Below are 24,781 nucleotides of genomic sequence, written 5' to 3'. Positions count from 1 at the left end.
GCTCGCTCCCACAGGGGTTTGCATTCCTTCAGAGGAATCCGCGCAGGTTTTTACACCGCCGCGTTGTAGAACTGCTCGCTGCTCTTCTGCTCCACCAGCGCCTGCTCGATGGCAGCCTGATGCACTTCGTCGGCGTGCTCTTCACGGGCTTCCGGTTGAATGCCCAGACGTGCAAACAGCTGCATGTCCTTGTCGGCCTGCGGGTTGGCGGTGGTCAGCAGTTTGTCGCCGTAGAAAATCGAATTGGCGCCGGCGAAGAACGCCAGGGCCTGCATCTGCTCGTTCATTGCTTCGCGGCCGGCGGACAGGCGCACGTGGGATTGCGGCATGAGGATCCGCGCCACGGCGAGCATGCGGATGAAGTCGAACGGATCGACGTCGTCAGCGTTCTCCAGCGGCGTGCCGGCCACTTTCACCAGCATGTTGATCGGCACGGATTCCGGATGCTCCGGCAGGTTGGCCAGCTGGATCAGCAGGTTGGCGCGGTCATCGAGGGACTCGCCCATACCGAGAATGCCGCCGGAACAGATTTTCATGCCGGCATCGCGCACGTAGGCCAGGGTCTGCAGACGCTCGCTGTAGGTGCGGGTGGTGATGATGCTGCCGTAGAACTCCGGCGAGGTGTCGAGGTTGTGGTTGTAGTAGTCGAGGCCGGCCTTGGCCAGCGCTTCGGTCTGATCCTGATCGAGCCGACCGAGGGTCATGCAGGTTTCCAGGCCCATGGCCTTCACGCCTTCGACCATCTTCAACACGTAGGGCATGTCCTTGGCCGACGGATGTTTCCACGCCGCGCCCATGCAGAAACGGGTCGAGCCGATGGCTTTGGCGCGGGCAGCCTCTTCGAGGACTTTCTGCACTTCCATCAGCTTTTCTTTTTCCAGGCCGGTGTTGTAGTGACCGGACTGCGGACAATATTTGCAATCTTCCGGGCAGGCGCCGGTCTTGATCGACAGCAGGGTGGAAACCTGGACGCGGTTGGCGTCGAAATGCGCACGGTGCACCGTCTGCGCCTGGAACAGCAAGTCGTTGAATGGCTGAACGAAGAGTGCTTTGACTTCGGCCAAAGTCCAGTCGTGACGCAGGGTGGCAGTGGTGCTGGCGCTCATGGGCGATTCCTTGGTTATGCTTGGCTTGCGCCTGGGGAAAGGGAATACCCACAGGCACGACACGGATGTTCGGCATATTTAAGGAAGAGTCATGCACTGTCAACCACATCAAGATAGACCGGTTTACATCTGGTTAAATAACAACCAAACCTGTTTGATTTGCGATGAGCCGGCGGAAACTGAAACGCCGCTCTGCGTAGCCTGCGAAACCGACCTGCCCTGGCTTGGCGATCAATGCATGACCTGCGCATTGCCGCTGCCCGCAGCGGGCCTGACATGCGGCGGCTGCCTGAAAGATCCGCCTGCCTTCGAGCAGGTGGTAGCACCCTGGTCCTACGGCTTCCCGGTGGACCGCCTGATCACCCGGTTCAAGCACAACGCAAAATGGCCGTTTGGCCGCCTGTTGGGCGAGGTTCTCGGGCAATTCCTGCAACATCGCTTCGAGGAAGACCTGCCCCGCCCGGACGCCCTGCTGCCGGTGCCATTGGCGAACAAGCGCCTGCGTCAGCGCGGATTCAATCAGGCCGCCATGCTGGCGCGGTGGCTCGGCAAGCAACTGGATCTGCCCTGCGAAGAAAATGCCCTGCGCCGTATCCAGGACACCAGTGCCCAACAGGCACTCGACGCCAAGGCGCGCAAACGCAATCTGCGCAATGCCTTCAACCTGGTGCCGGACGCCGATATACAAGGCCGGCATCTGGCCTTGGTGGATGATGTGCTGACCACCGGTGCCACTGCCCAGGCGTTGGCCGGGTTGCTGGTGGACGCAGGCGCCACGCGGGTCGACGTCTACTGCCTGGCCCGAACGCCGAAACCTGGCGACGCGGCTTGACTCACACGCGCCAAGCGGCCAACTTCCTCCTCCATCAACCCAGCACAAAGCACCCGACATGTCCTTGCCTTCCCTGTTGTCCCAGCACATCGTCCGCCGCCCGCAGCGCATCGCCCTGCTGCAACACATCGCCGAACAGGGCTCGATCACCCGCGCCGCGAAAAGCGCGGGCCTGAGTTACAAGGCGGCGTGGGATGCCATCGATGAGCTGAATAATCTGGCGCAGAAACCGTTGGTCGAACGGGCTGTCGGCGGCAAGGGCGGCGGTGGCGCGAAACTGTCCAGCGAAGGCGAACGGGTGCTGCGTCTTTATCAAAAGCTGCAAGCCTTGCAGGCGCAGGTGCTGGAAGCCGCCGAAGACGCCAGCGATCTGGATCTGCTGGGCCGCTTGATGCTCAGGACCAGCGCCCGCAATCAACTGCACGGCAAAGTTGTCGGCATCGAGCACCAGGGCCGCAATGACCTGATCCGTCTCGAACTGGCCGAAGGCCTGTGCATCGACGCGCAGATCACCCACGACAGCACCGTGCATCTGGAGCTGCAATCGGGCACCGAAGTGGTGGCATTGATCAAGGCTGGCTGGCTTGAATTGCTGGGCAACGGGCAAGCTGCAACATCTGGTCACAATCTTCTCGAAGGTACCCTCGAAGCGATTCTCGACGCCGAAGACGGCCCCAGCGAAGTGCGCATCGCCCTGCCCAATGGCCAGACACTCTGCGCCCTGGCTGAGCCGCTGCACCTGCGCACCCATAAACTGACCGTCGACCAGCCGGTACAAGTGCAGTTCTCACCGTCCAATGTGCTGATCGGCACACCGCTCTAGTTCGGATCCCTGCAACAAAAGCTTCATCGCCTCTCATTAAGGTGGCTGCCAAAACCAAGCAGGGAGCCTGATGTGAGCCTATTAGAAGAAAACCAATCCACTGACCTGGAAAAAATGGTCGGCATGAGCCGTCGCGGTTTCATCGGTGCCGGCGCACTGTGCGGCGCGGCGATGTTCCTCGGTGGCAGCCTGTTGAGCCGCAGCGCCCTGGCCACCGGTGTCAGCGCCGGCAACAGCCGCCTGCTCGGCTTCGACAGCATTCCGGCTGCCACCACCGACGTCATCAGCCTGCCCAAGGGCTACAAGTCGTCGGTGCTGATCAGCTGGGGTCAGCCCCTGCACAAGAACGGTCCGGCCTTCGACCCGAGCGGCAACGGCACCGCGGCTGCACAGGAAGTGCAGTTCGGCGACAACAACGACGGCATGAGCCTGTTCGCCTTCCCGGACGACAAAAATCGGGCGCTGATGGCGATCAACAACGAATACACCAACTACCGCTACCTCTACCCCCACGGCGGCCTGCCGCAGTCGGCGGAAGACGTGCGCAAGGCACTGGCCTGCGAAGGTGTGTCGGTGATCGAAATGGCACGCAAGAACGGCCAGTGGCAGTTCGTCCAGGGCTCGCGCTACAACCGCCGCATCCACGGCAACTCGCCGCTGCGTATCAGCGGCCCGGCGGCCGGCCATGAGCTGATGAAAACCAGCGCCGACAAGCACGGCAAGAAAGTTCTCGGCACCTTCCAGAACTGCGCTAACGGCAAGACGCCGTGGGGCACTTACCTGACCTGCGAAGAAAACTTCACCGACTGCTTCGGCAGCAGCAACGCCCAGCAGCAATTCGACCCGGCGCAGAAGCGCTACGGCGTGACAGCCGCCAGCCGCGAGATCAACTGGCATCCGTTCGATCCGCGCTTCGACATGGCGAAGAACCCGAACGAACTGAACCGTCACGGCTGGGTGGTGGAAATCGACCCGTTCGACCCGCAATCGACGCCGGTCAAACGCACCGCCCTCGGTCGCTTCAAACATGAAAACGCCGCCCTGGCCGAGACCGACGACGGTCGCGCCGTGGTGTACATGGGCGACGACGAACGCGGCGAGTTCATCTACAAGTTCGTCAGCCGCGACCGCATCAATCACCGCAACGCCAAAGCCAACCGCGACATCCTCGATCACGGCACCCTGTACGTGGCGAAGTTCGACGCCGGCGACGGCAACCCCGATCACCCGAAAGGCCAGGGCCAGTGGATCGAACTGACCCACGGCAAGAACGGCATCGACGCCAGCAGCGGTTTTGCCGATCAGGCTGAAGTGCTGATCCACGCGCGTCTGGCGGCCAGCGTCGTCGGCGCCACGCGCATGGACCGCCCGGAATGGATCGTGGTCAGCCCGAAAGACGGCCAGGTCTATTGCACCCTGACCAACAACGCCAAGCGCGGAGAAGACGGGCAACCGGTGGGCGGGCCGAATCCGCGCGAGAAGAACGTCTACGGGCAGATTCTGCGCTGGCGTACCGACCGCGACGATCACGGTTCGAAGACTTTCGGCTGGGATCTGTTCGTGGTGGCCGGCAACCCGAGCGTACACGCCGGGACGCCTAAGGGCGGCTCGTCCAACATCACCCCGCAGAACATGTTCAACAGCCCGGACGGCCTCGGTTTCGACAAGGCTGGCCGACTGTGGATTCTCACCGACGGTGATTCGAGCAACGCCGGGGACTTTGCCGGGATGGGCAACAACCAGATGCTCTGCGCCGATCCCAAGACGGGCGAGATTCGCCGGTTCATGGTCGGGCCGATCGGTTGCGAAGTCACCGGGATCAGCTTCTCGCCAGACCAGAAAACCCTGTTTGTCGGGATCCAGCATCCGGGCGAGAACGGCGGTTCGACCTTCCCCGAGCATTTGCCAAACGGCAAGCCGCGCTCTTCGGTGATGGCGATTACCCGTGAGGATGGCGGGATCGTCGGCGCCTGATGCCGCAACGCGCTGATCGTTCCCGTGCCCTGCACGGGAACGATCCCACTCAAGACAGCCCGTCTGCGCTACCATGCTGGGCCGGACGCGGCAGCCTGCCGCGCGCAGGAGTCAGCATGGCCCACCCGTTTGAAACCCTCACCCCAGACCTCGTGCTCGATGCCGTCGAAAGCATCGGTTTTCTGAGTGACGCGCGCATCCTGGCGCTCAACAGTTACGAAAACCGCGTCTATCAGGTCGGCATCGAAGACTCCGAACCGCTGATCGCCAAGTTCTATCGCCCGCAGCGCTGGACCAACGAAGCGATTCTCGAAGAACACCAGTTCACCTTCGAACTGGCCGACGTCGAGATCCCGGTGGTGGCGCCACTGGTCCACAACGGCCAGACCCTGCACGAACACGCCGGTTTCCGTTTCACCCTGTTTCCCCGTCGCGGTGGCCGGGCGCCGGAGCCGGGCAATCTCGATCAGTTGTATCGCCTCGGCCAGTTGCTCGGGCGCATGCACGCGGTTGGCGAAACCAAACCATTCGAACACCGCGAAGCGCTGGCCGTGCAGAACTTCGGCCATGCCTCGCTGAACACTCTGCTGGAAGGCAACTTCATTCCGAAAAGCCTGCTGCCGGCCTACGAGTCCGTCGCCCGCGACCTGCTCAAACGTGTGGAAGACGCCTACGCCGCCACGCCGCACCAGAACATCCGCATGCACGGCGACTGCCACCCCGGCAACATGATGTGCCGCGACGAGATGTTCCACATCGTCGACCTCGACGACTGCCGCATGGGCCCGGCGGTGCAGGACATCTGGATGATGCTCGCCGGCGATCGTCAGGATTGTCTGGGACAACTGTCGGAGTTGATGGACGGCTACAACGAATTCCACGATTTCGACCCGCGGGAGCTGGCCCTGATCGAACCGCTGCGCGCGCTGCGCCTGATGCACTACAGCGCCTGGCTCGCGCGACGCTGGGACGATCCGGCGTTCCCTCGCAGTTTTCCGTGGTTCGGCAGCGAACGGTATTGGGGCGATCAGGTGCTGGCGTTGCGTGAGCAACTGTCGGCTCTCAATGAAGAACCCTTGAAACTCTTCTGACTTCAAAACGTCTGTGGGAGCGAGCCTGCTCGCGATAGCGGACCGACATTCAGCATTGATGCTGAATGGACCATTGCCATCGCGAGCAGGCTCGCTCCCACATTTGTCTTTCTGTTCGCAATTTTGCGACTCATTGATCGATGAATCTCCTTACAATCGCTGCTTTGTTAGCTGCCTAAGCAAGGACTCTGCATGCAAGCCGCCAACCCGCGTCGCGGGTACATTCTGGGCCTGAGTGCCTACATCATCTGGGGACTGTTCCCGCTCTACTTCAAAGCCATCGCCGAAGTCCCGGCGGTGGAAATCATCATCCACCGGGTGCTGTGGTCGGCGCTGTTCGGCGGGCTGTTGTTGCTGGTCTGGAAGCATCCGGGCTGGTGGCAGGAACTGCGCGACAACCCGAAACGCCTGGCGATTCTTGCGCTGAGCGGCACCTTGATCGCGGCCAACTGGCTGACCTACGTCTGGTCGGTGAACAACGGGCGGATGCTGGAAGCGAGCCTCGGTTACTACATCAACCCGCTGGTGAACGTGCTGCTGGGCATGCTGATCCTCGGCGAACGCCTGCGCCGCATGCAGTGGCTGGCGGTTGGTCTGGCGGCAGTCGGCGTTGCGCAGCAGGTGTGGCAGGTGGGCAGTCTGCCGTGGGTGTCGCTGGTGCTGGCACTGACCTTCGGCTTCTACGGGCTGATCCGCAAGCAGGCGCCGGTCAAGGCATTGCCGGGGCTGGTGGTGGAAACCTGGATGCTGGTGCCGATCGCCCTTGCATGGCTGCTGTTCAATCCGACCGCCACCAGTGCACAGGCCGCCTTCTGGACCACCTCCGAAGCCTGGTGGCTGGTGGCGGCCGGTCCGGTGACGCTGGTGCCGCTGGTGTGCTTCAACGCGGCTGCACGACACCTGCCTTACACCACACTCGGTTTCCTGCAATACCTGGCGCCGACCCTGGTGCTGCTGCAAGCCGTGCTGCTGTTCGGCGAGCATTTGTCGTCCAGCACGCTGATCGCTTTCATGTTTATCTGGGCCGGTCTGGCGGTGTACAGCGTCGATGCGTGGATAAGTCTGCGTCGGCGCAGCTGATCAAAAAACGCACAAACCTCCACAGGCCACGGTTCTCGTGGCCTGTATCGTTCCTTCCCAAGGTTATCCACAGCGTGATCCCCGCCGTTTGTGCGCAAGTCACTGAATGCTGGCGGTTTTTTGATCAACCCATGCAAAGCCACGGCGGACGTGGCCTGGAAGGCGGACTCTACAGGTTATCCACAGGCAGGTGCACGTTTAAACTGGATAACCCGATCCGTCCTCACAAGTCGGTGCGCAGCACCAACTCCACCATCAAGTCGTCGGCCAAGGTTTCCAGGCGCGATTGCAGCACGTCCAGTGAAAGAGTCAGCGGTACCGCCAGAATCGCCTCGGCGTGAAACAGTGGCTCGCTGCTCATCGGTGCCGGGCGCACCTCGGTCACCAGCCGTTCGAGGTTGACGCCCTGTTCGCTCAGCAATCGGGTGATATCGCGCACGATTCCCGGACGATCATTGCCCACCAGTTCCATGGCAATCGGTTTCCAGGTGCAGGCCTGTTCAATACTGCTTTCGGCCACCAGCACGCGAATGCCCTGCGATGACAGTGCTTGTAGGGCATCGACTAATTCGTCGTAAGCCTCCGCCGGCACGCCGACCCGCAGGATCCCGGCGAACTGCCCGGCCATCCGTGACATGCGGCTTTCCAGCCAGTTGCCGCCGTGTTCGGCGATGCATTGGGCGATGCGCTCGACCTGCCCGGGCTTGTCCGGCGCGAAGACGGTGAGTACGAGGTGATCCATGGCGCAGCCCTCTTGTCATGACTTTTGTTATAGAAAAGCAAGTATAGGCAAGCCGGCCGGCACTGCCGTGATGACGGCAAACGAGGGGCCATAGCAGACACATAGCATTTATGTGTACAACTTTTGATATTTAGCTGGAACAATCCATTGGTTTTTTGAGAACATCCCGTTCCGCGCCGTGACCGCAATGCGTCATGGGGTCGCAGAACGACGTAATTAGTCTGATTTTCACAACCGCAAGTCATCATGTAGTATGCCGCAGCGCGCACTACATAACGTTGGATCGATGTCTGCCCAAGGCACGTTCGCAACCCTGAAAGCCCCGTCAGCAAGGCCCCCAAGCCGTTGATTGGTCCCAGCCCAGCCGCCAGCGATGGCATGTACTGGTCGAGGGGTTTGTGGTTTAAATGGCCAGAGGCTTCATTGTTAAATTGAAGAGCTGAAAAGCGAAATAGCTGAGCAGAGTGAGGCAAGCAATGACTGAACACGTTCAAGTCGGTGGCCTGCAGGTCGCCAAAGTCCTGTTCGACTTCGTGAACAACGAAGCCATTCCCGGTACCGGCCTCACCGCCGACAAATTCTGGGAAGGTGCCGACAAGGTCATTCACGACCTGGCGCCGAAGAACAAAGCCCTACTCGCCAAACGCGATGACTTCCAGGCCCGTATCGATGGCTGGCACCAGACCCGTGCCGGTCAGCCCCACGACGCCGTGGCCTACAAAGCCTTCCTGCAAGAGATCGGTTATCTGCTGCCAGAAGCGGCTGATTTCCAGGCAACGACGCAAAACGTCGATGACGAAATCGCCCGTACCGCCGGCCCGCAACTCGTGGTTCCGGTGATGAACGCCCGCTTCGCCCTCAACGCCTCGAACGCCCGCTGGGGTTCGCTGTACGACGCCCTGTATGGCACCGACGCCATCAGCGAAGCCGGCGGCGCGGAAAAAGGCAAAGGCTACAACAAAGTACGCGGCGACAAAGTCATCGCCTTCGCCCGTGCCTTCCTCGACGAAGCGGCGCCTCTGGCCGCCGGCTCCCACGTCGATTCCACCGGTTACAAGATTGCTGACGGCAAACTGGTCGTCACCCTCAAGGGCGGCAGCAACAGCGGCCTGCGCAACGATGCACAGCTGATCGGCTTCCAGGGCGACGCCAATGCGCCAATCGCGATTCTGTTGAAGAACAATGGCCTGCATTTCGAAATCCAGATCGACGCCAGCACCCCGGTCGGCCAGACCGACGCCGCCGGCGTCAAAGACATCCTGATGGAAGCCGCGCTGACCACCATCATGGACTGTGAAGACTCCGTGGCCGCCGTCGATGCCGACGACAAGGTGGTGATCTACCGCAACTGGCTGGGCCTGATGAAAGGCGACCTGGCGGAATCCGTTTCCAAGGGTGGCCAGACCTTCACCCGCACCATGAACCCGGATCGCACCTACACCAAGGTTGATGGCAGCGAACTGACCCTGCACGGCCGCTCGCTGCTGTTCGTGCGAAACGTCGGTCACCTGATGACCATCGACGCGATCCTCGACAAGCATGGCAACGAAGTGCCGGAAGGCATCCTCGACGGTCTGGTCACTTGCCTGGCGGCGATGCACAACCTGAGCGGCAACACCTCGCGCAAGAACACCCGTACCGGTTCCGTCTACATCGTTAAACCGAAGATGCACGGCCCGGAAGAAGCGGCGTTCACCAACGAGCTGTTCGGTCGCATCGAAGACGTGCTGGGCCTCAAGCGCAACACTCTGAAAGTCGGGATCATGGACGAGGAACGCCGTACCACGGTCAACCTCAAGGCCTGCATCCAGGCGGCCAGCGAGCGCGTGGTGTTCATCAACACCGGCTTCCTCGACCGCACCGGCGACGAAATCCACACCTCCATGGAAGCCGGCCCGATGGTGCGCAAGGCCGACATGAAGGCCGAGAAGTGGATCGGCGCCTACGAGAACTGGAACGTCGATATCGGTCTGAGCACCGGCCTGCAAGGTCGTGCGCAAATCGGTAAAGGCATGTGGGCGATGCCCGACCTGATGGCAGCGATGCTCGAACAGAAAATCGCTCACCCGCTGGCCGGTGCCAACACTGCCTGGGTTCCATCGCCGACCGCTGCTGCGCTGCACGCGCTGCACTACCACAAGGTCGATGTGTTCGCCCGTCAGGCCGAGCTGGCCAAACGTGCGCGTGCTTCGGTCGATGACATCCTGACCATCCCGCTGGCGGTCAACCCGAACTGGACGCCGGAGCAGATCAAGAACGAACTGGACAACAACGCCCAGGGCATTCTCGGTTACGTGGTGCGCTGGATCGACCAGGGCGTGGGTTGCTCGAAAGTGCCGGACATCAACGACGTCGGCCTGATGGAAGACCGTGCAACGCTGCGTATCTCCAGCCAGCACATCGCCAACTGGCTGCGCCACGGCATCGTGACCGAAGCGCAAGTGATGGAAAGCCTCAAGCGCATGGCGCCGGTGGTGGACCGTCAGAACGCCAACGACCCGTTGTACCGTCCGCTGGCCCCGAACTTCGACAGCAACATCGCCTTCCAGGCGGCGGTCGAACTGGTGATCGAAGGCACCAAACAGCCGAACGGCTACACCGAGCCGGTCCTGCACCGTCGTCGTCGCGAGTTCAAGGCTGCCAACGGCCTGTAACCTGCGCTGATGCCGGACATGAAAAAGCCCTGATCTTTCGATCAGGGCTTTTTTGTTTGGGCCGCTATACCCAAGGCTCGATCCCCAATTCATGTTTGACCAGCCCCAGCAACTTCGCCGTATCAATCGGCTTGAGCAGAAAATCCACCACGCTGAGGTGCATTGCCGCGATGGCATCCTTCACCGATGCATCGCCGGAGACAATGATGATCGGCAGTGCGGCGCGTTCAGATTCCCGCACCCGCCGGATCAGTTCCAGCCCTCCCACATTTCCCATGCGCAGGTCAGTGATCACCAGCCCGATCCGTCGCCGGTTATCCGTATCGGGCATCAACATCCTCAGCGCTTCTTCGCCGCTGGCGGCCGTTACGCAGTCAATGCCGTCCAAACCGAGAATATCCGCCAACAGTTCTCGAGCGTCCTTGTCGTCATCGACGATCAAAACCCGCTGAGGAGGCAATTCGGGCTCGAACATCAGCTCCCGCAGCGCCTCCTGTTCGGCGTCGCTCAAAATATCGTGGTCGGACATGGCGTTCTCTACATTCTCGAAATCGATCCTCTGGCACAGTGGTCAGACATCGCAGGGCAGAGCTTCAATGTGCACTTCGTCGGAAATTTTTCCAATAGGCGAACCGAGGAAATTCCGAGTATTTCTGTAGGGTATGTCCGAAACCGCCCGACGGTCGTGAAAACCTAGACTTACGTCCAATGGGCACTCCGCGCCGGGGAGCCGACCATGGCTGCAACGATCCGATAACAACAATTCGAAAAAGACTGCGGTAATGGTTATGAGTAAAGCGGACGCCTTCACCCAGGCAGGGAAAACCGCGGTGTTGCAGAACATTCAGGGCACATTGCAATTCCTTCAGCGCTTCCCCCCTTTCAATCAGATGGAACACGCCCACCTCGCCTATCTGGTGGAACAATGCCAACTGCGTTTTTACGGTCAGGGCGAAAGCATCATCAAGCCCGCCGACGGGCCGGTCGAACACTTCTATATCGTCAAGCAGGGCCGGGTGGTCGGCGAGCGTCCGCATACGGCCAAGGGCGGCACCGAAACCACGTTTGAAATCACCACCGGCGAGTGTTTTCCCCTCGCCGCGCTGCTCGGCGAGCGGGCGACCCGCACCGAACACCTCGCCGGCGAAGAAACCTTCTGCCTGCAACTAAACAAACCGGCGTTCATCAAGCTGTTCGCCCTCTCCAATACTTTCCGCGATTTCGCCCTGCGCGGGGTGAGCAGCCTGCTCGACCAGGTCAACCAGCAGGTCCAGCAGAAAGCCGTGGAAACCCTCGGCACCCAGTATTCGCTGAACACCCGCCTCGGCGAATTGGCCATGCGCCATCCAGTCACCTGCAGCCCCTCCACCCCACTGCGCGAAGCGGTGAAGCTGATGCACGAACAACAGGTCGGCAGCATCGTCGCGGTGGATGAACACAAGGCACCGCTGGGGATTTTCACCCTGCGTGACCTTCGGCATGTGGTGGCGGAGGGTGTCGGCGATTTCAACGAACCCATTGAACGCCACATGACGCCCTCGCCGTTCTATCTGTCGCCGGATCACAGCGCCTTCGACGCGGCAATCGCCATGACCGAACGGCATATCGCCCACGTCTGCCTGGTCAAGGATCAGCGATTGTGTGGCGTGGTTTCAGAGCGCGATCTGTTTTCGCTGCAGCGGGTCGATCTGGTGCACCTGGCGCGGACCATCCGCAGCGCCCAGCGGGTTGAACAACTGGTGACCCTGCGCGGCGAGATCGGCCAGCTGGTGGAGCGCATGCTCGCTCACGGTGCCTCTTCGACACAGATCACTCACATCATCACCCTGCTCAACGATCACACCGTGTGCCGGGTGATCGAGCTGACCCTCGCCGAGAAAGGCGACCCCGGTGTGCCGTTCAGTTGGCTGTGTTTCGGCAGCGAAGGCCGACGCGAGCAGACCCTGCACACCGATCAGGACAACGGCATTCTGTTCGAGGCCCGGGATGCGGCCCATGCGGCGGAGATTCGCGGCAAGTTGCTGCCCATCGCCCAGCAGATCAATAACAGCCTGGCGCAATGCGGCTTCACCCTGTGCAAGGGCAACGTCATGGCCGGCAATCCGCAGCTGTGTTTGTCCCGTGCAGAATGGGCCCGGCGCTTTGCCGCGTTCATCCGCGAGGCAACGCCGGAGAACCTGCTGGGCTCCAGCATCTATTTCGATCTGCGGGTGGTCTGGGGCGACGAGCAGGGCTGTGAGCAATTGCGCCGGGGGATTCTTGATCAGGTCGGCGACAATCGGTTGTTCCAGCGCATGATGGCCGAGAACGCCCTGCGCAACCGTCCGCCAGTGGGACGTTTCCGTGAATTTGTGCTGACGAAAAAGAACGGCGAGAAAGCCACGCTGGATCTGAAGATCCAGGGCCTGACGCCGTTTGTCGATGGCGCACGCCTGCTGGCACTGGCCAATGGGATCGACGCCAACAACACCCTCGAACGCTTCCGCCAGCTTGTGGATAAAGAAGTCATCGAGCGGCTGGATGGCGCCGCGTACGAAGAGGCCTACCACTTCATCCAGCAGACGCGCATGCAGCAGCATCAACTGCAGACCCGGGAAAACCTGCCGTACTCCAACCGGGTCGATCCGGACAGCCTCAATCATCTGGACCGGCGCATCCTGCGTGAATCCCTGCGCCAGGCCCAACGCCTGCAAAGCAGCCTGACCCTGCGGTATCAGCTATGAGCCTGTTCTCCTGGCTGCGTCCGGCCAGCCCCGTTCTGCCGGACGATTTGCGACAACGCCTGGCGCAACTGCCCGCGGTCCTCGAACTGAGCGAGTGCAGCCTGCGTGAACAGCGCTGGGTCGTGCTGGATCTGGAAACCACCGGGCTCAACCTGAACAAGGATCGGGTGCTGTCGATTGGCGCGGTGGTGATCGAGGACGGCGCCATCGATTTCAGCCAGCAGTTCGAGCGCACGCTGCAATGTCGTGAACTCAAACTCGGCCCCAGCGTGTTGATCCATGGCTTGGGGCCGAATGCGATTGCCGCCGGTAGCGAGCCAGCCGAAGCATTGCTCGAACTGCTGGAGTTTATTGGCGACAGTCCGGTGCTGGCATTCCACGCGCCGTTCGATCAACACATGTTGGGCCGGGCGGTGAAGGAACATCTGGGCCACAAGTTGCAGCAGGTGTTTCTCGATGTCGCCGACATTGCACCGCTGGTTTGCCCGCAGGCGCACATTCGCGAGGCGGGTCTGGATGAGTGGATCAACTGGTTCAAGCTCGAAGTGTTCGAGCGTCATCACGCCAGCGCCGACGCACTGGCCACGGCGGAGCTGGCGTTGATTCTGTTCAGCCGGGCACGACAACAACAGATTCACAGCCCATTGAATCTGCAGCAACGCCTGAGCCAGTGGAAGCGCCGTCAGCAGACGCACTCGTTCTGACCCCCGGGTTGTCGCCCGACAACCCGACCGGTGGCCAATTGCTAACCATTCCCACCTCTGCCACAATCGCGAACAATTCTCGTTGGTTAACATTTCCCAGTCGGTGCCTTCGTGTCGTCAGCCCAAAGCCCTCACAGTGAGCTCGTCGGTGCGTTGTATCGCGACCATCGCGGCTGGCTGCTGGCCTGGCTGCGGCGCAACGTGGCTTGTCCGCAGCGCGCCGAAGACCTGAGCCAGGACACCTTCGTGCGCCTGCTCGGTCGCGAGGAACTGCTGACGCCCCGCGAGCCCCGGGCCTTTCTGGTGGCGATCGCCAAAGGCCTGCTGTTCGACTACTTCCGTCGTGCCGCACTGGAGCAGGCCTATCTCGCCGAACTGATGCTGATCCCCGAAGGCGAGCAGCCATCGGTTGAAGAGCAGCAACTGATACTCGAAGACCTCAAGGCCATCGACCGCCTGCTCGGCCAGTTGTCGACCAAGGCCCGCGCCGCTTTCCTCTATAACCGTCTCGATGGCCTGACCCATGCCGAGATCGCCGACAAGCTCGGCGTGTCAGTGCCGCGCGTGCGCCAGTATCTGGCCCAGGGTATCCGCCAGTGCTACATCGCCCTGTACGGTGAGCCGACATGAACCCCGCCAGTTCCAGACCGGTGCCGGCCCATGTGCTGGACGCGGCAATTGCCTGGCAATTGACCCTCGATTCGAGCACGCCACTGGAGCGCGAAGAGTTCGCCAAATGGCACGCCGCCAACGAAGAACACGCCCGGGCCTGGCGCCAGCTGGGCATGCTCGACCAGCGTTTCAGCGTGGCCAGCGGTCCGGCCCGCGCCGCGCTGCTGCAATCGCGCGAAGGCATTCGCCGGCGTGTGCGCAAGCTTGGCAGTGGTCTGGCCAGTGTTGTCGCGGTGATCGGCCTTTCGCTGTTTGCCGCAGAACACTATCTGCCGCTGGATTACTGGCTCGCCGACCAGCGCACCGCTACCGGTGAACAACGCACCGTGCGGCTGGCAGACGGCACCGTGGTCAATCTCAACACCCACAGCGCCATGGATGTGCGGTTCGATGAAAAACAGCGCCTGGTGGTGTTGCAGGAAGGCGAAATCCTCATCGAGACCGGTCATGGCGATGCACGACCGTTCATCGTCGAAACCCGCGAAGGCCGCATGCGTGCGCTGGGTACACGGTTTCTGGTCAAGCGCGAAGAACAGGGCACGCGCCTGAGCGTATTGCAATCGGCGGTCGCGGCACACCCGCAATCCGATCCGCAGGAACAGATCCTGCGTGAAGGCCAGCAAGTGCTGATCCGCAATAACGGTCTGGATGCGGTGGTGGCGCTCAACCCCGGCGCCGATGCCTGGACCCGCGGCATGCTGGTGGTGGACAACGCCCGTCTGGAAGACCTGGTGCATGAGCTTGGCCGCTATCGTCGCGGTCATCTGGGCATTGCGCCGGAAGTCGCTGACCTGCGCATTACCGGCAGCTTCCCGCTGCACGATACCGACAAAGCATTGAGCGCCCTGCTCCCGACCCTGCCGGTGCAGATCGAGCAGCACACGCCGTGGTGGGTCACTGTGGCCAAGGCTGATCCGAAGCCCTGACACAGCGCGTTGCCTGCTCGCCTTCCCCTAATGAAAACGGACTTTCAGCTGACTTCAGCCGCCATGCCGTCCGTTAATCGAAATTATTTTCATCCAGCCCTATCACTTTTCGAATCTCGTCCGGCACACAGGCAATTGAGAAATATTTCCATTCAGGAGCCGCCGTATGTCCCGTTCGCTAGACACCTTGTTGCGCCCCAGTTTGCTGGCGGTCGCCATTGCCCTCTGCACCCCGCTGGCCAGCAGCCAGTTGATCGCCGCTGAACAGGCGTCGAGCGTACGCGCCTACAACCTGCCGGCCGCGCCGCTGTCCACCACCCTGAACCAGATTGCCAGCCAGGGCGGCCTCACGCTGTCGCTGAATCCGTCGCTGGCAGCCGGCAAAACCTCGGCGCCGGTCAACGGCCAATATGACGCGGCAGGTGCACTGAGCGCTGCCCTGCGTGGCACCGGCCTGCAACTGGAGCAGAGCAGCACCGGCACTTACACCCTGGTCGCCGTGCCTGAAGGTGTGATGGCCCTGCCGGAAACTTCGGTGATCGGTGTGGAAAACACTGAAAGCGCCTGGGGCCCGGTCGAAGGCTACACCGCCACCCGCACCGCCGCTGGCACCAAGACCGACACCGCACTGGTCGAAGCGCCGCGCTCTATCTCCGTCGCCACCCGCCAGCAGATGGACGACCGCAGCGTGCACAGCCTCGATGACGCCGTGCGCTACATGCCGGGTATCACCGCCAGCAGCTACGGCAGCGACACCCGCGCCGACTGGCTGCGCGTGCGTGGCTTCGAACCGACCCAGTTCCTCGATGGCCTGCCGCTGCCAAAAGGCGTGTACGCCAACCCGAAACAGGAAACCTGGAACCTCGACCGCCTCGCCCTGCTGCGCGGGCCGGCCTCGTCGGTTTACGGCCAGACCCCGCCGGGCGGCTTGCTGGACATGGTCAGCCGTCGCCCGAGCGATGTGCAGAGCAGCGAAATCCAGTTGCAGTACGGCAGCGACAACCACCGTCAGATCAACTTCTCCAGCACCGGCAAGATCGACGACGCCGGACAGTTCCTCTACGGTCTCAGCGGCGTGGTTCGTGACAGCGGCACGCAGGTCGATCACGTCGACAACAAGCGCTACAACATCGCGCCGAGCCTGACCTGGAACATCGACGACGACACCAGATTCACCCTGCTGACCCAGTTCACCCGCGACGATACCGGCATCACCAGCCAGTTCCTGCCGGTGCAGGGCACCAAGATCGACATGCCGTTCGGCAAGGTTTCCCATCACAAGAACCTCGGCGATCCGGACTGGGAATACTACGACCGCACCTACTACGCGCTCGGTTACGCCTTCGAACATCGCCTGAACGATGTGTGGCAGTTCAAGCAGAATCTGCGCTACACCAAGTCGGAGCTATCGTTCCAGAGCCTGACCCCGGGCTCGTACCCGTACACTCAGGTGGACAACGCCGGCAACGTCGGCCGCACCAGCACCAGTGTCAATGAGGACATCAGCCAGTTCGCCGTGGACAACAACTTCCAGGCCGACTTTGCCACCGGTGACATCCGCCACACCCTGCTGCTGGGTCTGGATCACCAGCGCAGCAACAACAACTACACCTCGATCTTCGGTGACGGCCTGACCACCAACGTGCTCAACCCGATCTACGGTCAGCCGATCGTGCGTCCGGCGCGCTCCACCGCCTTCTACGACTATGAGCAGAAGACCAACCAGACCGGCCTGTACGTGCAGGATCAGATGGCCCTCGACCAATGGCGCCTGACCCTCGGCGGTCGTGAAGACTGGGTGCACACCGGTACGAAGTTCATCAACAAGGCCGACGCGACCAACACCGACCGTGACAAGGCCTTCAGCGGCAACGCGGCACTGAGCTACGTGTTTGACTCGGGTTTCGTGCCGTACATTTCCTACGCCGAATCCTTCCAGCCCACCAGTGGTGCGGACGCCTCCTCCACGGAATCGCTCAAGCCGACCGAAGGCAAGCAGTGGGAATTGGGCATCAAATACCAGCCGCCCGGCAGCAAGACCCTGCTGTCCGCCGCCGTGTATGACCTGACCCAGAAGAACGTCTCGGTAAGCTCCTTCGTCAACGGCGTATCGATCACCAGCCAGACCGGTGAAGTGAAAGTCAAAGGCCTGGAGCTGGAGGCCACCTCCGACGTCACCGACAACCTGAAAGTCATCGCCGCCTACACCCTGGCCAAGTCCGAAGTGCAGAACGGCGTCGACAAGGGCAACCGCCTGCAACTGATGCCGAACCAGCAAGCCTCGCTGTGGACCGACTACACCTGGCACAGCGGCGTGCTGGACGGCTTCGGTATCGGCGGCGGTGTGCGCTACACCGGTAACACCTACGGCGACAAGGCCAACACCTGGCTGGGCAAGGCTGACGCCTACACCGTGTTCGATGCCAGCGTGCATTACGACCTCGGTCGCCTGGACAACAGCTTGAAGGGTGCATCGCTGGCCCTCAACGCCACCAACCTGTTCGACAAGGACTACATTTCCACCTGCGACAGCTTCTACTGCTACTACGGCGACCAGCGCAGCGTCGTCGCCAGCGCCACCTACAAGTGGTAATGGCTTGAGCTGAAACAGGCCCTGCAACCAGGCCGTCCCTCGTGGACGGCTTTGGTGTTTTTGAAGGTCATGAAATGAAAAGTAAAACAATCCGTCGCTGGTCGTTCGTTCACACCTGGACCAGCCTGATCTGCACCGTGTTTTTGCTGCTGCTGGCCCTGACCGGTCTGCCGCTGATCTTTCATCACGAAATCGAGCATCTGCTCGGTGACGCTCCGGTAGTGCGCGAGATGCCGGCCGACACGCCGCACCTGAATCTGGCGCAACTGGTGCAAGCCGCCGAGGCCCATCGCCCCGGTGAAGTCGTGCAGTACTTCGGCTTCGAAGACGACGAGCCGAACACCGTGCTGACGATCATGGCGAAGACCGCCGGCACCGAGCCGAACTCCTCGCACACCTTCATGCTCGACGCGCGCACCGGCGAAGCCCTGGAAACACCGTCGGCCAATGGCGGCCTGATGCTGTTCATCCTGCGCCTGCACGTCGACATGTTTGCCGGTCTGCCGGGCAAGTTGCTGCTGGCGTTCATGGGCGTGTTGTTCGTGGTCGCCATCGTGTCCGGAACGGTGTTGTACCTGCCGTTCATGCGTCGCCTGGACTTCGGCACCGTGCGCCGGGACAAATCCACCCGCCTGCGCTGGCTCGACCTGCACAACCTGATCGGCGTGGTGACCCTGACCTGGGCGCTGGTGGTGGGTGTCACCGGAGTGATCAGCGCCTGTGCCGATCTGATCATCGCGGCCTGGCGAAACGATTCGCTCAACGCCATGATCGCGCCCTACCGCGATGCGCCGCCACTGACTCATCTCGCCCCGGCCACCCGCCTGCTGGATATCGCCGGCGAAGTCGCACCGGGGATGAAACCGGACTTCATCGCCTTTCCCGGCACGCGGTTTTCCAGCGAGCACCATTACTCGGTGTTCATGAAGGGCGGCACCCACCTGACTTCGCACTTGCTGACGCCAGTGCTGATCGACGCCAGCACCCTGCAGGTCACGGCAGTCGCTGAACGGCCGTGGTACATGGACGCCATGGGCATGTCGCAGCCGCTGCACTTTGGCGACTACGGCGGCATGCCGATGAAAATCCTCTGGGCCACGCTGGACGTGCTGACCATCATCGTCCTCGGCAGCGGCGTGTACTTGTGGGTGGTGCGACGTAAAGCGGCGAAGCCGGTACTGGAAACAACGGAGGCTTCGACATGAAACCGCGTCAGTCGAACTTCTGGAAAGTCTTCAGCACACCGCTGGTGATCGCGTTGCTCAGTGCGGCGGGGCTGTTTGCCGCACTGCTGGGCGACGGGATCTGGGATGGCTTGAGCTGGATCGGTCTGGGTGTGCCGGCCGCCCTCGCCTTGCGCGGTCTGTTGCAACAGCGCTGATTGGCTTGAGCCTGACGGGCAACGCGCTATGCTGCCCGTTCATTGCCCTTGACCGAGACCCTGCCGATGTCCGCTCCCAGCATGACCCTGTTCCACAACACCCTGTCCCCGTTCGTGCGCAAAGTCATGGTGCTGCTGCACGAGACCGGCCAGCAGGATCGCGTCGCCCTGCAGGACTGCGTCCTGACACCGGTCAGTCCGAACGCTGCGCTGAACGAAGACAACCCGCTGGGCAAGATCCCGGCCCTGCGCCTGGCCGACGGCAACGTCATCCATGACAGCCGGGTGATCCTCGATTACCTCGACCACCAGCACGTCGGCAACCCGCTGATCCCTCGCGACGGCTCGGCCCGCTGGCGGCGCCTGACCCTGGCCTCGATGGCCGACGGGATCATGGACGCCTCGGTAATGGTGCGTTACGAACAAGTGCTGCGCGCCCCGGAGAAGCACTGGGACGAGTGGCTCGAGGCCCAGCGCGACAAGATCCGCCGCACCCTGGCGCTGCTGGAACACGACGCCATCGCCGAACTGACCAGCCATTTCGACGTCGCCGCGATCAGCGTGGCCTGCGCCTTGGGTTATCTGGATCTGCGCTTCCCGGATCTGGGCTGGCGTGAAGCCAACCCGCAACTGGCCAACTGGTTCTTTGAAGTGAGCCAGCGTCCGTCGATGATTGCGACCATGCCAAAGGTTTGAAGCTCGGAGCGGGAGGCAGTGACGCAAAGATCAGCGTCATCAACACCTCCGCCTCCCGCTGTTCCTCACGCAACCCCACGAACCGGCTCATTGCACCGCTCCGAGATCAAATTCCAGCGGCTTGGCCGGTTTCTGCCCGACGCCATACCAGTCCAGGTTACGGGTCAGCACCATGAACACACCCAGCAGGCCGAACAGCAACAGCGAGCCCATCAGCAGCGCGTAATCCTCGGCGCTCAGCAAGCCAAAGAGCAGGCCATACAACGCCGCCAGCCCCGCGGAAAAACTCAGGCCGTGACGCACACTGCGCAACACATGGCAGACATAAAAACCGATCAACAGCACACAACCACTGGCCGACAGCAGATACGCCAGGGCAAACCCGATGTGTTCCGACAGCGACAGCAACAACAGGTAGAAGAACGCCAGCGCCACCCCCACCAACGCGTATTGCACCGGGTGCACCGCCAGGCTTTTCAACACTTCGAACAGGAAGAAACCGGCGAACGTCAGGACAATGAACAACAGCGCATATTTGATCGCCCGGTCACTCTTCAGGTACTGATCTACCGGATCGATGAAACTCACCCCGAAACTGCGCCCATTGAACGCCTCGCAATCGTTACCCGAAGCGCAGCGGTTCATGGCCTCTTGCAGGTTGGTGGAGAAAAACGAGGTCTGCCAATCGGCGGTGAAGCCCTGATCGGTGACTTCTCGTTTGGCCGGCAGGAAGTTGCCGATGAAGCTTGGGTGCGGCCAGTTGGCGGAAAGATTCACGCGGCTGGTCTTGCCCACCGGCAGCACCTGCAACGAGCCGGTGCCCTGCAAACGCAGATCGAAACCGAAGGCCAGTTCCGTGGCCTGAGTTGTATCGAGTGCCGGCAGCGTCGCCCGAACACCTTCGCCAAGCCAGCCCACTTGCGTGCCGGGCACGAAGTCCAGGCGTTGCGAACCGAGTTCCAGTTTCAGGGCATTTTCGATCCCGCGAATGTCGCTGATACCGATCGCCAGAAACGGTGCATCGAAGTGGTAATCGGTGAAGTCCTCGGTAATTCCCAACTGCGCCGGCAGCGAGAAATGCCCGCTGATGCGGTTTTCCGCATGGAACAGCCGCGCCTCGTAAATGCCCCGGGCACGCAGCTCGGTCTGCACCTGGCCGTCGAGTTCGAAGCGCTCCGGCAGGAAGTACAGGCGACCCCGTTCTTCGCTGAGCTCCAGATATTGCTCGCCGTTTTTTTCCCGGGTCTTCCAGGTGCGTATCACTTTGCGATACGGCACCACCATCACCGGCCCGCTGATCTGCTGGCTGTAGCTTGAACTGCGGGCGATGTCTTCGAGTACACCGTCGCGTCGTTGCTGGCGATCGTCGATGATGCCGTCGATCATCAGCAGTGGCACCAGTAACAGCAGGATCAGCAGGGCAATCGCCCCCAGTTTGAATGTCAGGTTTTTGTTCATGGCCACGCCCCTTGTTTGAATGAGGCGAGTCTGGAAGTGCTGTGTGGTTTTGTTATGGAGGTTGTGTGGGCTTTACGTGGAAATACCTGTAAAAAGCTGTCTTCCAGGAGCAACGAGCAAACTTGCCCGCCACCAGCGGACAAGGCAGGAATAAAGGACTATTGGATTGCGAAACAACTCATTCGATTTGATCAGGCACGTTGCCGCGCTATTGGTGCTGGTCAGCCATCACTTCGCCCTCACGGGTTCGGAAGGTCCGGGAATTGCCGGCTACAACTCGCTGGGCGGGATCGCGGTCATCGCCTTCTTCTCGATTTCCGGCCTGCTGATCACCCTCAGCTTCCTCAATGCCAACAGCTTCACCGACTACCTGAGCAAGCGCATCGCACGGATTTTCCCGGCACTGATCGTCTGCGCCTTCATGATGACTTTTGTGGCCGGCGCGGTGTTCGCCGAGGGTTATGTGACGGACTCCGCCGCCCTGATCGACTTCCTGCGCATTTCACTGTTCGGCCGGGCGAACATCGAAGAAATCACTGAAGCCTTTATCTTCAGCGAATCTTTCAACGGCAGCCTGTGGACGCTGAAAATCGAATTCGCCTTTTATCTGCTGGTAGCGGTCGCGCTGGGCCTGTTCCGCCGGGCCGCGACGGCCGCTGCGTTGCTCGTGACGTTTTGTATTGCGACCTATGTGCTGGGTAATGCACCGGTCACGGCACTGACGCAGAAACTGGCGTTGTATGGCTGTGCCGGTATCGCTTTCTTTGCCGGGTCGCTGGTGGCTTTCTACAGGCAGCATCTGGGTGCCAGGCACCGATTGGTCATCACCCTGGCGACCTGTCTGGGCCTGATTCCGCTGGCGGCGGGAACGTCGCTGTCCGGGGTGGTCGTCACGCTGTGCATTTGCCTGGCCACATTGAGCCTGGGTCTGCTGTACGTCGATCACACTATCCGGGGCCGGTTCGATCTGTCTTACGGCATCTATCTGTATGCGTTTCCGGTACAGCAGTTGGTGATCAACAAGACGTCACTGGCGTTCGTGCCGTCCATGATCGTGTCGACGCTGATCGTGATCGTGTTGGCCGCTGCCTCATGGATCTGGATTGAACGACCAGCGCTGCAGTGGGTGCACCGTCGAAGCAAGGCCCGAATCAATCAGGTGATGACGCCGTCCTGAGCAGAAGGCAGGTCACTCGTGTGCTCACGGCAGGTGCAATTGCACCTGTACGCCACCTTCCAGGTTGTCGATGCGCAGAGAACCACCGTGCAACTTGACCACTTCTTCGACGAAATTGAGCCCAAGCCCGGTGCTTTTACGACCACTGTCCGGGCGCGGCAATGAGTAAAACCGCTCGGTCAGACGCACCAGCGCGTAATCGGGAATCGGCTCGGCTTCGTTGAACAATCGGAACTCGACCTGTTCGCCAATCCGCTCCGCTTCAAATCGCAGCAGCCCCCGTTGCGGCGTGAAATCCAGGGCGTTCTCCAGCAGATTGCCCAGGGCCTGACGCAGCAGGAACGGCTCGCCGGTCAGCGACAGGTCGGCCGCGATGGTGCACTCGATCCGCAGCTGTTTACCTTCAATACGTGCGGCCTGTGCCTGCAACACTTCATCGACCAGCGCTGCAAGCGGCACGGTGACGCGCTCTTCAAGCGCCTGACGCTGCTCCACCTGGGCCAGATCGAGCAACCGTTCGATCAACTGCTGCATACGCGCACTTTCGCTGTCGATGTTGCCGACGAAACGCTGGCGTTGCGCCAATGGCATTTCGCTCTGCAGCAACTCGGCAGCACCGCGAATCGCCGCCAGCGGGCTCTTCAGTTCATGGGTCAAGGTGTGGACGTAACGTTCGACGTAGGCCTTGCCTTCAAGCTGGGTGCGCATCTGTTCCACGGCGCTCGCCAGTTGTTCCAGTTCGCCACCGCGATAATGCGGCACTTCCACCCGGCGCCCTTCGCTCACGGCCTCGGCATAACGGGTCAACCGGTGCAGTGCCCGGCTCAGCCACCATGACAACAGCGCACCGAACAGCAGACCCAGTATGATCAGCCCGGCGCCATAAGCCAGCAAGCGGCGCTCGGTGCGGTCAACATAGGGTTGCAGCGAGCTGTTGGGTTTGGCCACGGTGACCACGCCGATGATCTGGCCATCATCGCGGATCGGCGCGCCGACGTGCATCACCGAGGAATTCGGGTCATTCGGGTCACTGCGGCTGGAGCGCGCGCCGTATTCGCCGCGCAGGGTCAGGTAGACGTCGTTCCAGCGCGAGTAGTCCTGACCGACCGCCAGACCACTGGAATCCAGCACCACGATGCCCTTGGCATCGGTGACGTAGATTCGGTGGTTGACCTGGTTTTTCGGCAGGCCCCAGATCGTCGCTTTCGGCTGGCGTTCGCCGTAGGCCCGGAGCAGTTTCGGCCAACGATTCTGGCTGAGGGTGCCGGTCTTGAAATCGTCCTTGAGGATTTCCGCCATCAGGTTGGCCGTGTCGACCAGGGTTTCCTCGGTGGACTGCCGCACGCCGGGGCGGATTTCTTCCATCACGGTGTTGAGCACGAAATAACCGGTAAAGCCGATAAACAGCACATACACCAGGAAAATCCGCAACCCCAGTGACATCAGCTGTGCCCCGGGCTGTAGCTGTAACCGAGGCCGCGATGGGTCTGGATCGGTTCGGCCTCGGCGCGAATCAGGCGCAGCTTGGCGCGCACACTCTTGATGTGGCTGTCGATGCTGCGCTCGTAGCCGGCATCGGCTGCCACACCCAGCGCATCGAGCAGTTGCTCGCGGCTGAACACCCGCTCGGGTTGTTCAAGCAGGCATTGCAGCAAACGGAATTCGTGACGGGTCAAGCTCAATGCCTGGCCGCGATAGCTGATCTGCACACGCTCGGGATCGATGCGAAATACCCCCGACCAGGCTTCGGCCGGCGGACGCGGCGCCACGCGCTTGAGAATCGCCCGGACCCGCGCCGCCACTTCCCTTGGGCTGAACGGCTTGACCACGTAATCGTCGGCGCCGATTTCCAGGCCCACCACCCGGTCGATCTCGGCATCCCGGGCACTGAGGAACAGCACCGGCACTTCGCTGAACCGGCGCAGTTGCTTGCAGGTTTCGAAGCCGCTGATATCCGGCAGGCCGATGTCGAGGATGATCAGGTCGGCCGGTGTCTGGCGCTGATGCTCCAGCGCTTGCGCGCCGAGGCTCAGCCAGGTCGTGGTGAAGCCCTCGCCCTGCAAGGCAAAAATCAGCGTGTCGGCAATCGCCGCTTCGTCTTCGACAATCAGGATATGAGGCATGGCGTCCGAGCCTGTGGAATGAGTGC

General features: G+C 61.5%; 21 protein-coding genes. 15 read left to right on the top strand and 6 right to left on the bottom strand.

Annotation, left to right across the window (positions count from 1 at the left end; translation table 11 throughout):
* Positions 1 to 50 precede the first annotated feature (50 nt).
* Entirely contained in the window at positions 51 to 1,106 is a 1,056-nt protein-coding gene (gene bioB, locus DXT77_RS10870; RefSeq protein ID WP_007959840.1) for a biotin synthase BioB, read from the bottom strand.
* Between the two features lie 91 nt (positions 1,107 to 1,197).
* Between bioB and DXT77_RS10865 the strand changes: the two genes are divergently transcribed.
* The 5 genes from DXT77_RS10865 to rarD all read left to right on the top strand — a co-directional run bounded on the left by DXT77_RS10865 (position 1,198) and on the right by rarD (position 6,906).
* Positions 1,198 to 1,938, top strand: a complete 741-nt coding sequence (locus DXT77_RS10865; RefSeq protein ID WP_119427622.1) for a ComF family protein — start codon at positions 1,198 to 1,200, stop codon at positions 1,936 to 1,938.
* A gap of 58 nt (positions 1,939 to 1,996) precedes the next feature.
* Entirely contained in the window at positions 1,997 to 2,761 is a 765-nt protein-coding gene (locus DXT77_RS10860; protein ID WP_119427621.1) for a TOBE domain-containing protein, read from the top strand.
* Between the two features lie 72 nt (positions 2,762 to 2,833).
* Positions 2,834 to 4,735 carry a PhoX family phosphatase gene (locus tag DXT77_RS10855; RefSeq protein WP_119427620.1) on the top strand — a complete coding sequence of 634 codons (1,902 nt, stop codon included), beginning with the start codon at positions 2,834 to 2,836 and terminating at the stop codon, positions 4,733 to 4,735.
* Positions 4,736 to 4,851: 116 nt separating this feature from the next.
* Positions 4,852 to 5,826, top strand: a complete 975-nt coding sequence (locus DXT77_RS10850; protein WP_119427619.1) for a serine/threonine protein kinase — start codon at positions 4,852 to 4,854, stop codon at positions 5,824 to 5,826.
* Positions 5,827 to 6,018: 192 nt separating this feature from the next.
* Positions 6,019 to 6,906: an EamA family transporter RarD gene (gene rarD, locus DXT77_RS10845; protein WP_114885944.1), complete on the top strand. Its 888-nt coding sequence runs from the start codon at positions 6,019 to 6,021 to the stop codon at positions 6,904 to 6,906.
* Between the two features lie 223 nt (positions 6,907 to 7,129).
* On the opposite strand, the gene DXT77_RS10840 is transcribed toward rarD, so the two are convergent.
* Positions 7,130 to 7,648 (bottom strand): glycine cleavage system protein R, encoded by a 519-nt coding sequence (locus DXT77_RS10840; RefSeq protein ID WP_119427618.1) that lies wholly within the window; start codon positions 7,646 to 7,648, stop codon positions 7,130 to 7,132.
* Positions 7,649 to 8,124: 476 nt separating this feature from the next.
* Here DXT77_RS10840 and DXT77_RS10835 point away from each other — a divergent pair, with 476 nt between their 5' ends.
* Positions 8,125 to 10,302, top strand: a complete 2,178-nt coding sequence (locus tag DXT77_RS10835; RefSeq protein WP_085709182.1) for a malate synthase G — start codon at positions 8,125 to 8,127, stop codon at positions 10,300 to 10,302.
* Between the two features lie 64 nt (positions 10,303 to 10,366).
* On the opposite strand, the gene DXT77_RS10830 is transcribed toward DXT77_RS10835, so the two are convergent.
* Positions 10,367 to 10,831 carry a response regulator gene (locus tag DXT77_RS10830; protein ID WP_119427617.1) on the bottom strand — a complete coding sequence of 155 codons (465 nt, stop codon included), beginning with the start codon at positions 10,829 to 10,831 and terminating at the stop codon, positions 10,367 to 10,369.
* A 253-nt stretch (positions 10,832 to 11,084) separates the two neighbouring features.
* On the opposite strand from DXT77_RS10830, the gene DXT77_RS10825 reads away from it, so the two are divergent.
* The 8 genes from DXT77_RS10825 (at position 11,085) to DXT77_RS10790 (ending at position 19,997) form a co-directional block, all read left to right on the top strand.
* Complete coding sequence (locus DXT77_RS10825; protein WP_119427616.1) at positions 11,085 to 13,025, top strand: putative nucleotidyltransferase substrate binding domain-containing protein; 1,941 nt, start codon at positions 11,085 to 11,087, stop codon at positions 13,023 to 13,025.
* Positions 13,022 to 13,729, top strand: coding sequence for a PolC-type DNA polymerase III (locus DXT77_RS10820; RefSeq protein WP_119427615.1), 708 nt, complete (start codon positions 13,022 to 13,024; stop codon positions 13,727 to 13,729). Before DXT77_RS10825 ends, DXT77_RS10820 begins: the two co-directional genes overlap by 4 nt.
* Before the next feature lie 111 nt (positions 13,730 to 13,840).
* On the top strand, positions 13,841 to 14,359 hold the full coding sequence (locus DXT77_RS10815; protein ID WP_085731669.1) for an RNA polymerase sigma factor: 519 nt from the start codon (positions 13,841 to 13,843) through the stop codon (positions 14,357 to 14,359).
* Entirely contained in the window at positions 14,356 to 15,327 is a 972-nt protein-coding gene (locus DXT77_RS10810) for a FecR family protein (protein WP_119427614.1), read from the top strand. The genes DXT77_RS10815 and DXT77_RS10810 overlap by 4 nt, the downstream gene beginning before the upstream one ends.
* Positions 15,328 to 15,493: 166 nt before the next feature.
* Positions 15,494 to 17,920, top strand: a complete 2,427-nt coding sequence (locus DXT77_RS10805; protein ID WP_119427613.1) for a TonB-dependent siderophore receptor — start codon at positions 15,494 to 15,496, stop codon at positions 17,918 to 17,920.
* A 74-nt stretch (positions 17,921 to 17,994) separates the two neighbouring features.
* The gene (locus tag DXT77_RS10800) at positions 17,995 to 19,125 is read left to right on the top strand and encodes a PepSY domain-containing protein (RefSeq protein ID WP_119427671.1); all 1,131 of its coding nucleotides are present in this window, start codon (positions 17,995 to 17,997) and stop codon (positions 19,123 to 19,125) included.
* Positions 19,122 to 19,301, top strand: coding sequence for a hypothetical protein (locus DXT77_RS10795; RefSeq protein WP_119427612.1), 180 nt, complete (start codon positions 19,122 to 19,124; stop codon positions 19,299 to 19,301). Before DXT77_RS10800 ends, DXT77_RS10795 begins: the two co-directional genes overlap by 4 nt.
* Positions 19,302 to 19,367: 66 nt before the next feature.
* Positions 19,368 to 19,997, top strand: a complete 630-nt coding sequence (locus DXT77_RS10790; RefSeq protein WP_085709173.1) for a glutathione S-transferase — start codon at positions 19,368 to 19,370, stop codon at positions 19,995 to 19,997.
* An 87-nt stretch (positions 19,998 to 20,084) separates the two neighbouring features.
* Here the strand turns inward: DXT77_RS10790 and creD are convergent, their stop codons facing one another.
* Positions 20,085 to 21,455: a cell envelope integrity protein CreD gene (creD, locus tag DXT77_RS10785; RefSeq protein WP_119427611.1), complete on the bottom strand. Its 1,371-nt coding sequence runs from the start codon at positions 21,453 to 21,455 to the stop codon at positions 20,085 to 20,087.
* A gap of 166 nt (positions 21,456 to 21,621) precedes the next feature.
* Here creD and DXT77_RS10780 point away from each other — a divergent pair, with 166 nt between their 5' ends.
* Positions 21,622 to 22,632: an acyltransferase gene (locus tag DXT77_RS10780; RefSeq protein WP_119427610.1), complete on the top strand. Its 1,011-nt coding sequence runs from the start codon at positions 21,622 to 21,624 to the stop codon at positions 22,630 to 22,632.
* Positions 22,633 to 22,656: 24 nt separating this feature from the next.
* Here the strand turns inward: DXT77_RS10780 and creC are convergent, their stop codons facing one another.
* Both creC and creB read right to left on the bottom strand, forming a co-directional pair.
* Positions 22,657 to 24,075 (bottom strand): two-component system sensor histidine kinase CreC, encoded by a 1,419-nt coding sequence (gene creC / locus DXT77_RS10775; RefSeq protein WP_119427609.1) that lies wholly within the window; start codon positions 24,073 to 24,075, stop codon positions 22,657 to 22,659.
* Complete coding sequence (gene creB / locus DXT77_RS10770) at positions 24,075 to 24,755, bottom strand: two-component system response regulator CreB (RefSeq protein WP_119427608.1); 681 nt, start codon at positions 24,753 to 24,755, stop codon at positions 24,075 to 24,077. The genes creC and creB overlap by 1 nt, the downstream gene beginning before the upstream one ends.
* Positions 24,756 to 24,781 lie beyond the last annotated feature (26 nt).

It is taken from the genome of Pseudomonas sp. 91RF, assembly GCF_003576265.1.
Taxonomy (GTDB): domain Bacteria; phylum Pseudomonadota; class Gammaproteobacteria; order Pseudomonadales; family Pseudomonadaceae; genus Aquipseudomonas; species Aquipseudomonas kribbensis.
This window is presented reverse-complemented; position numbering and strand designations above follow the sequence as displayed.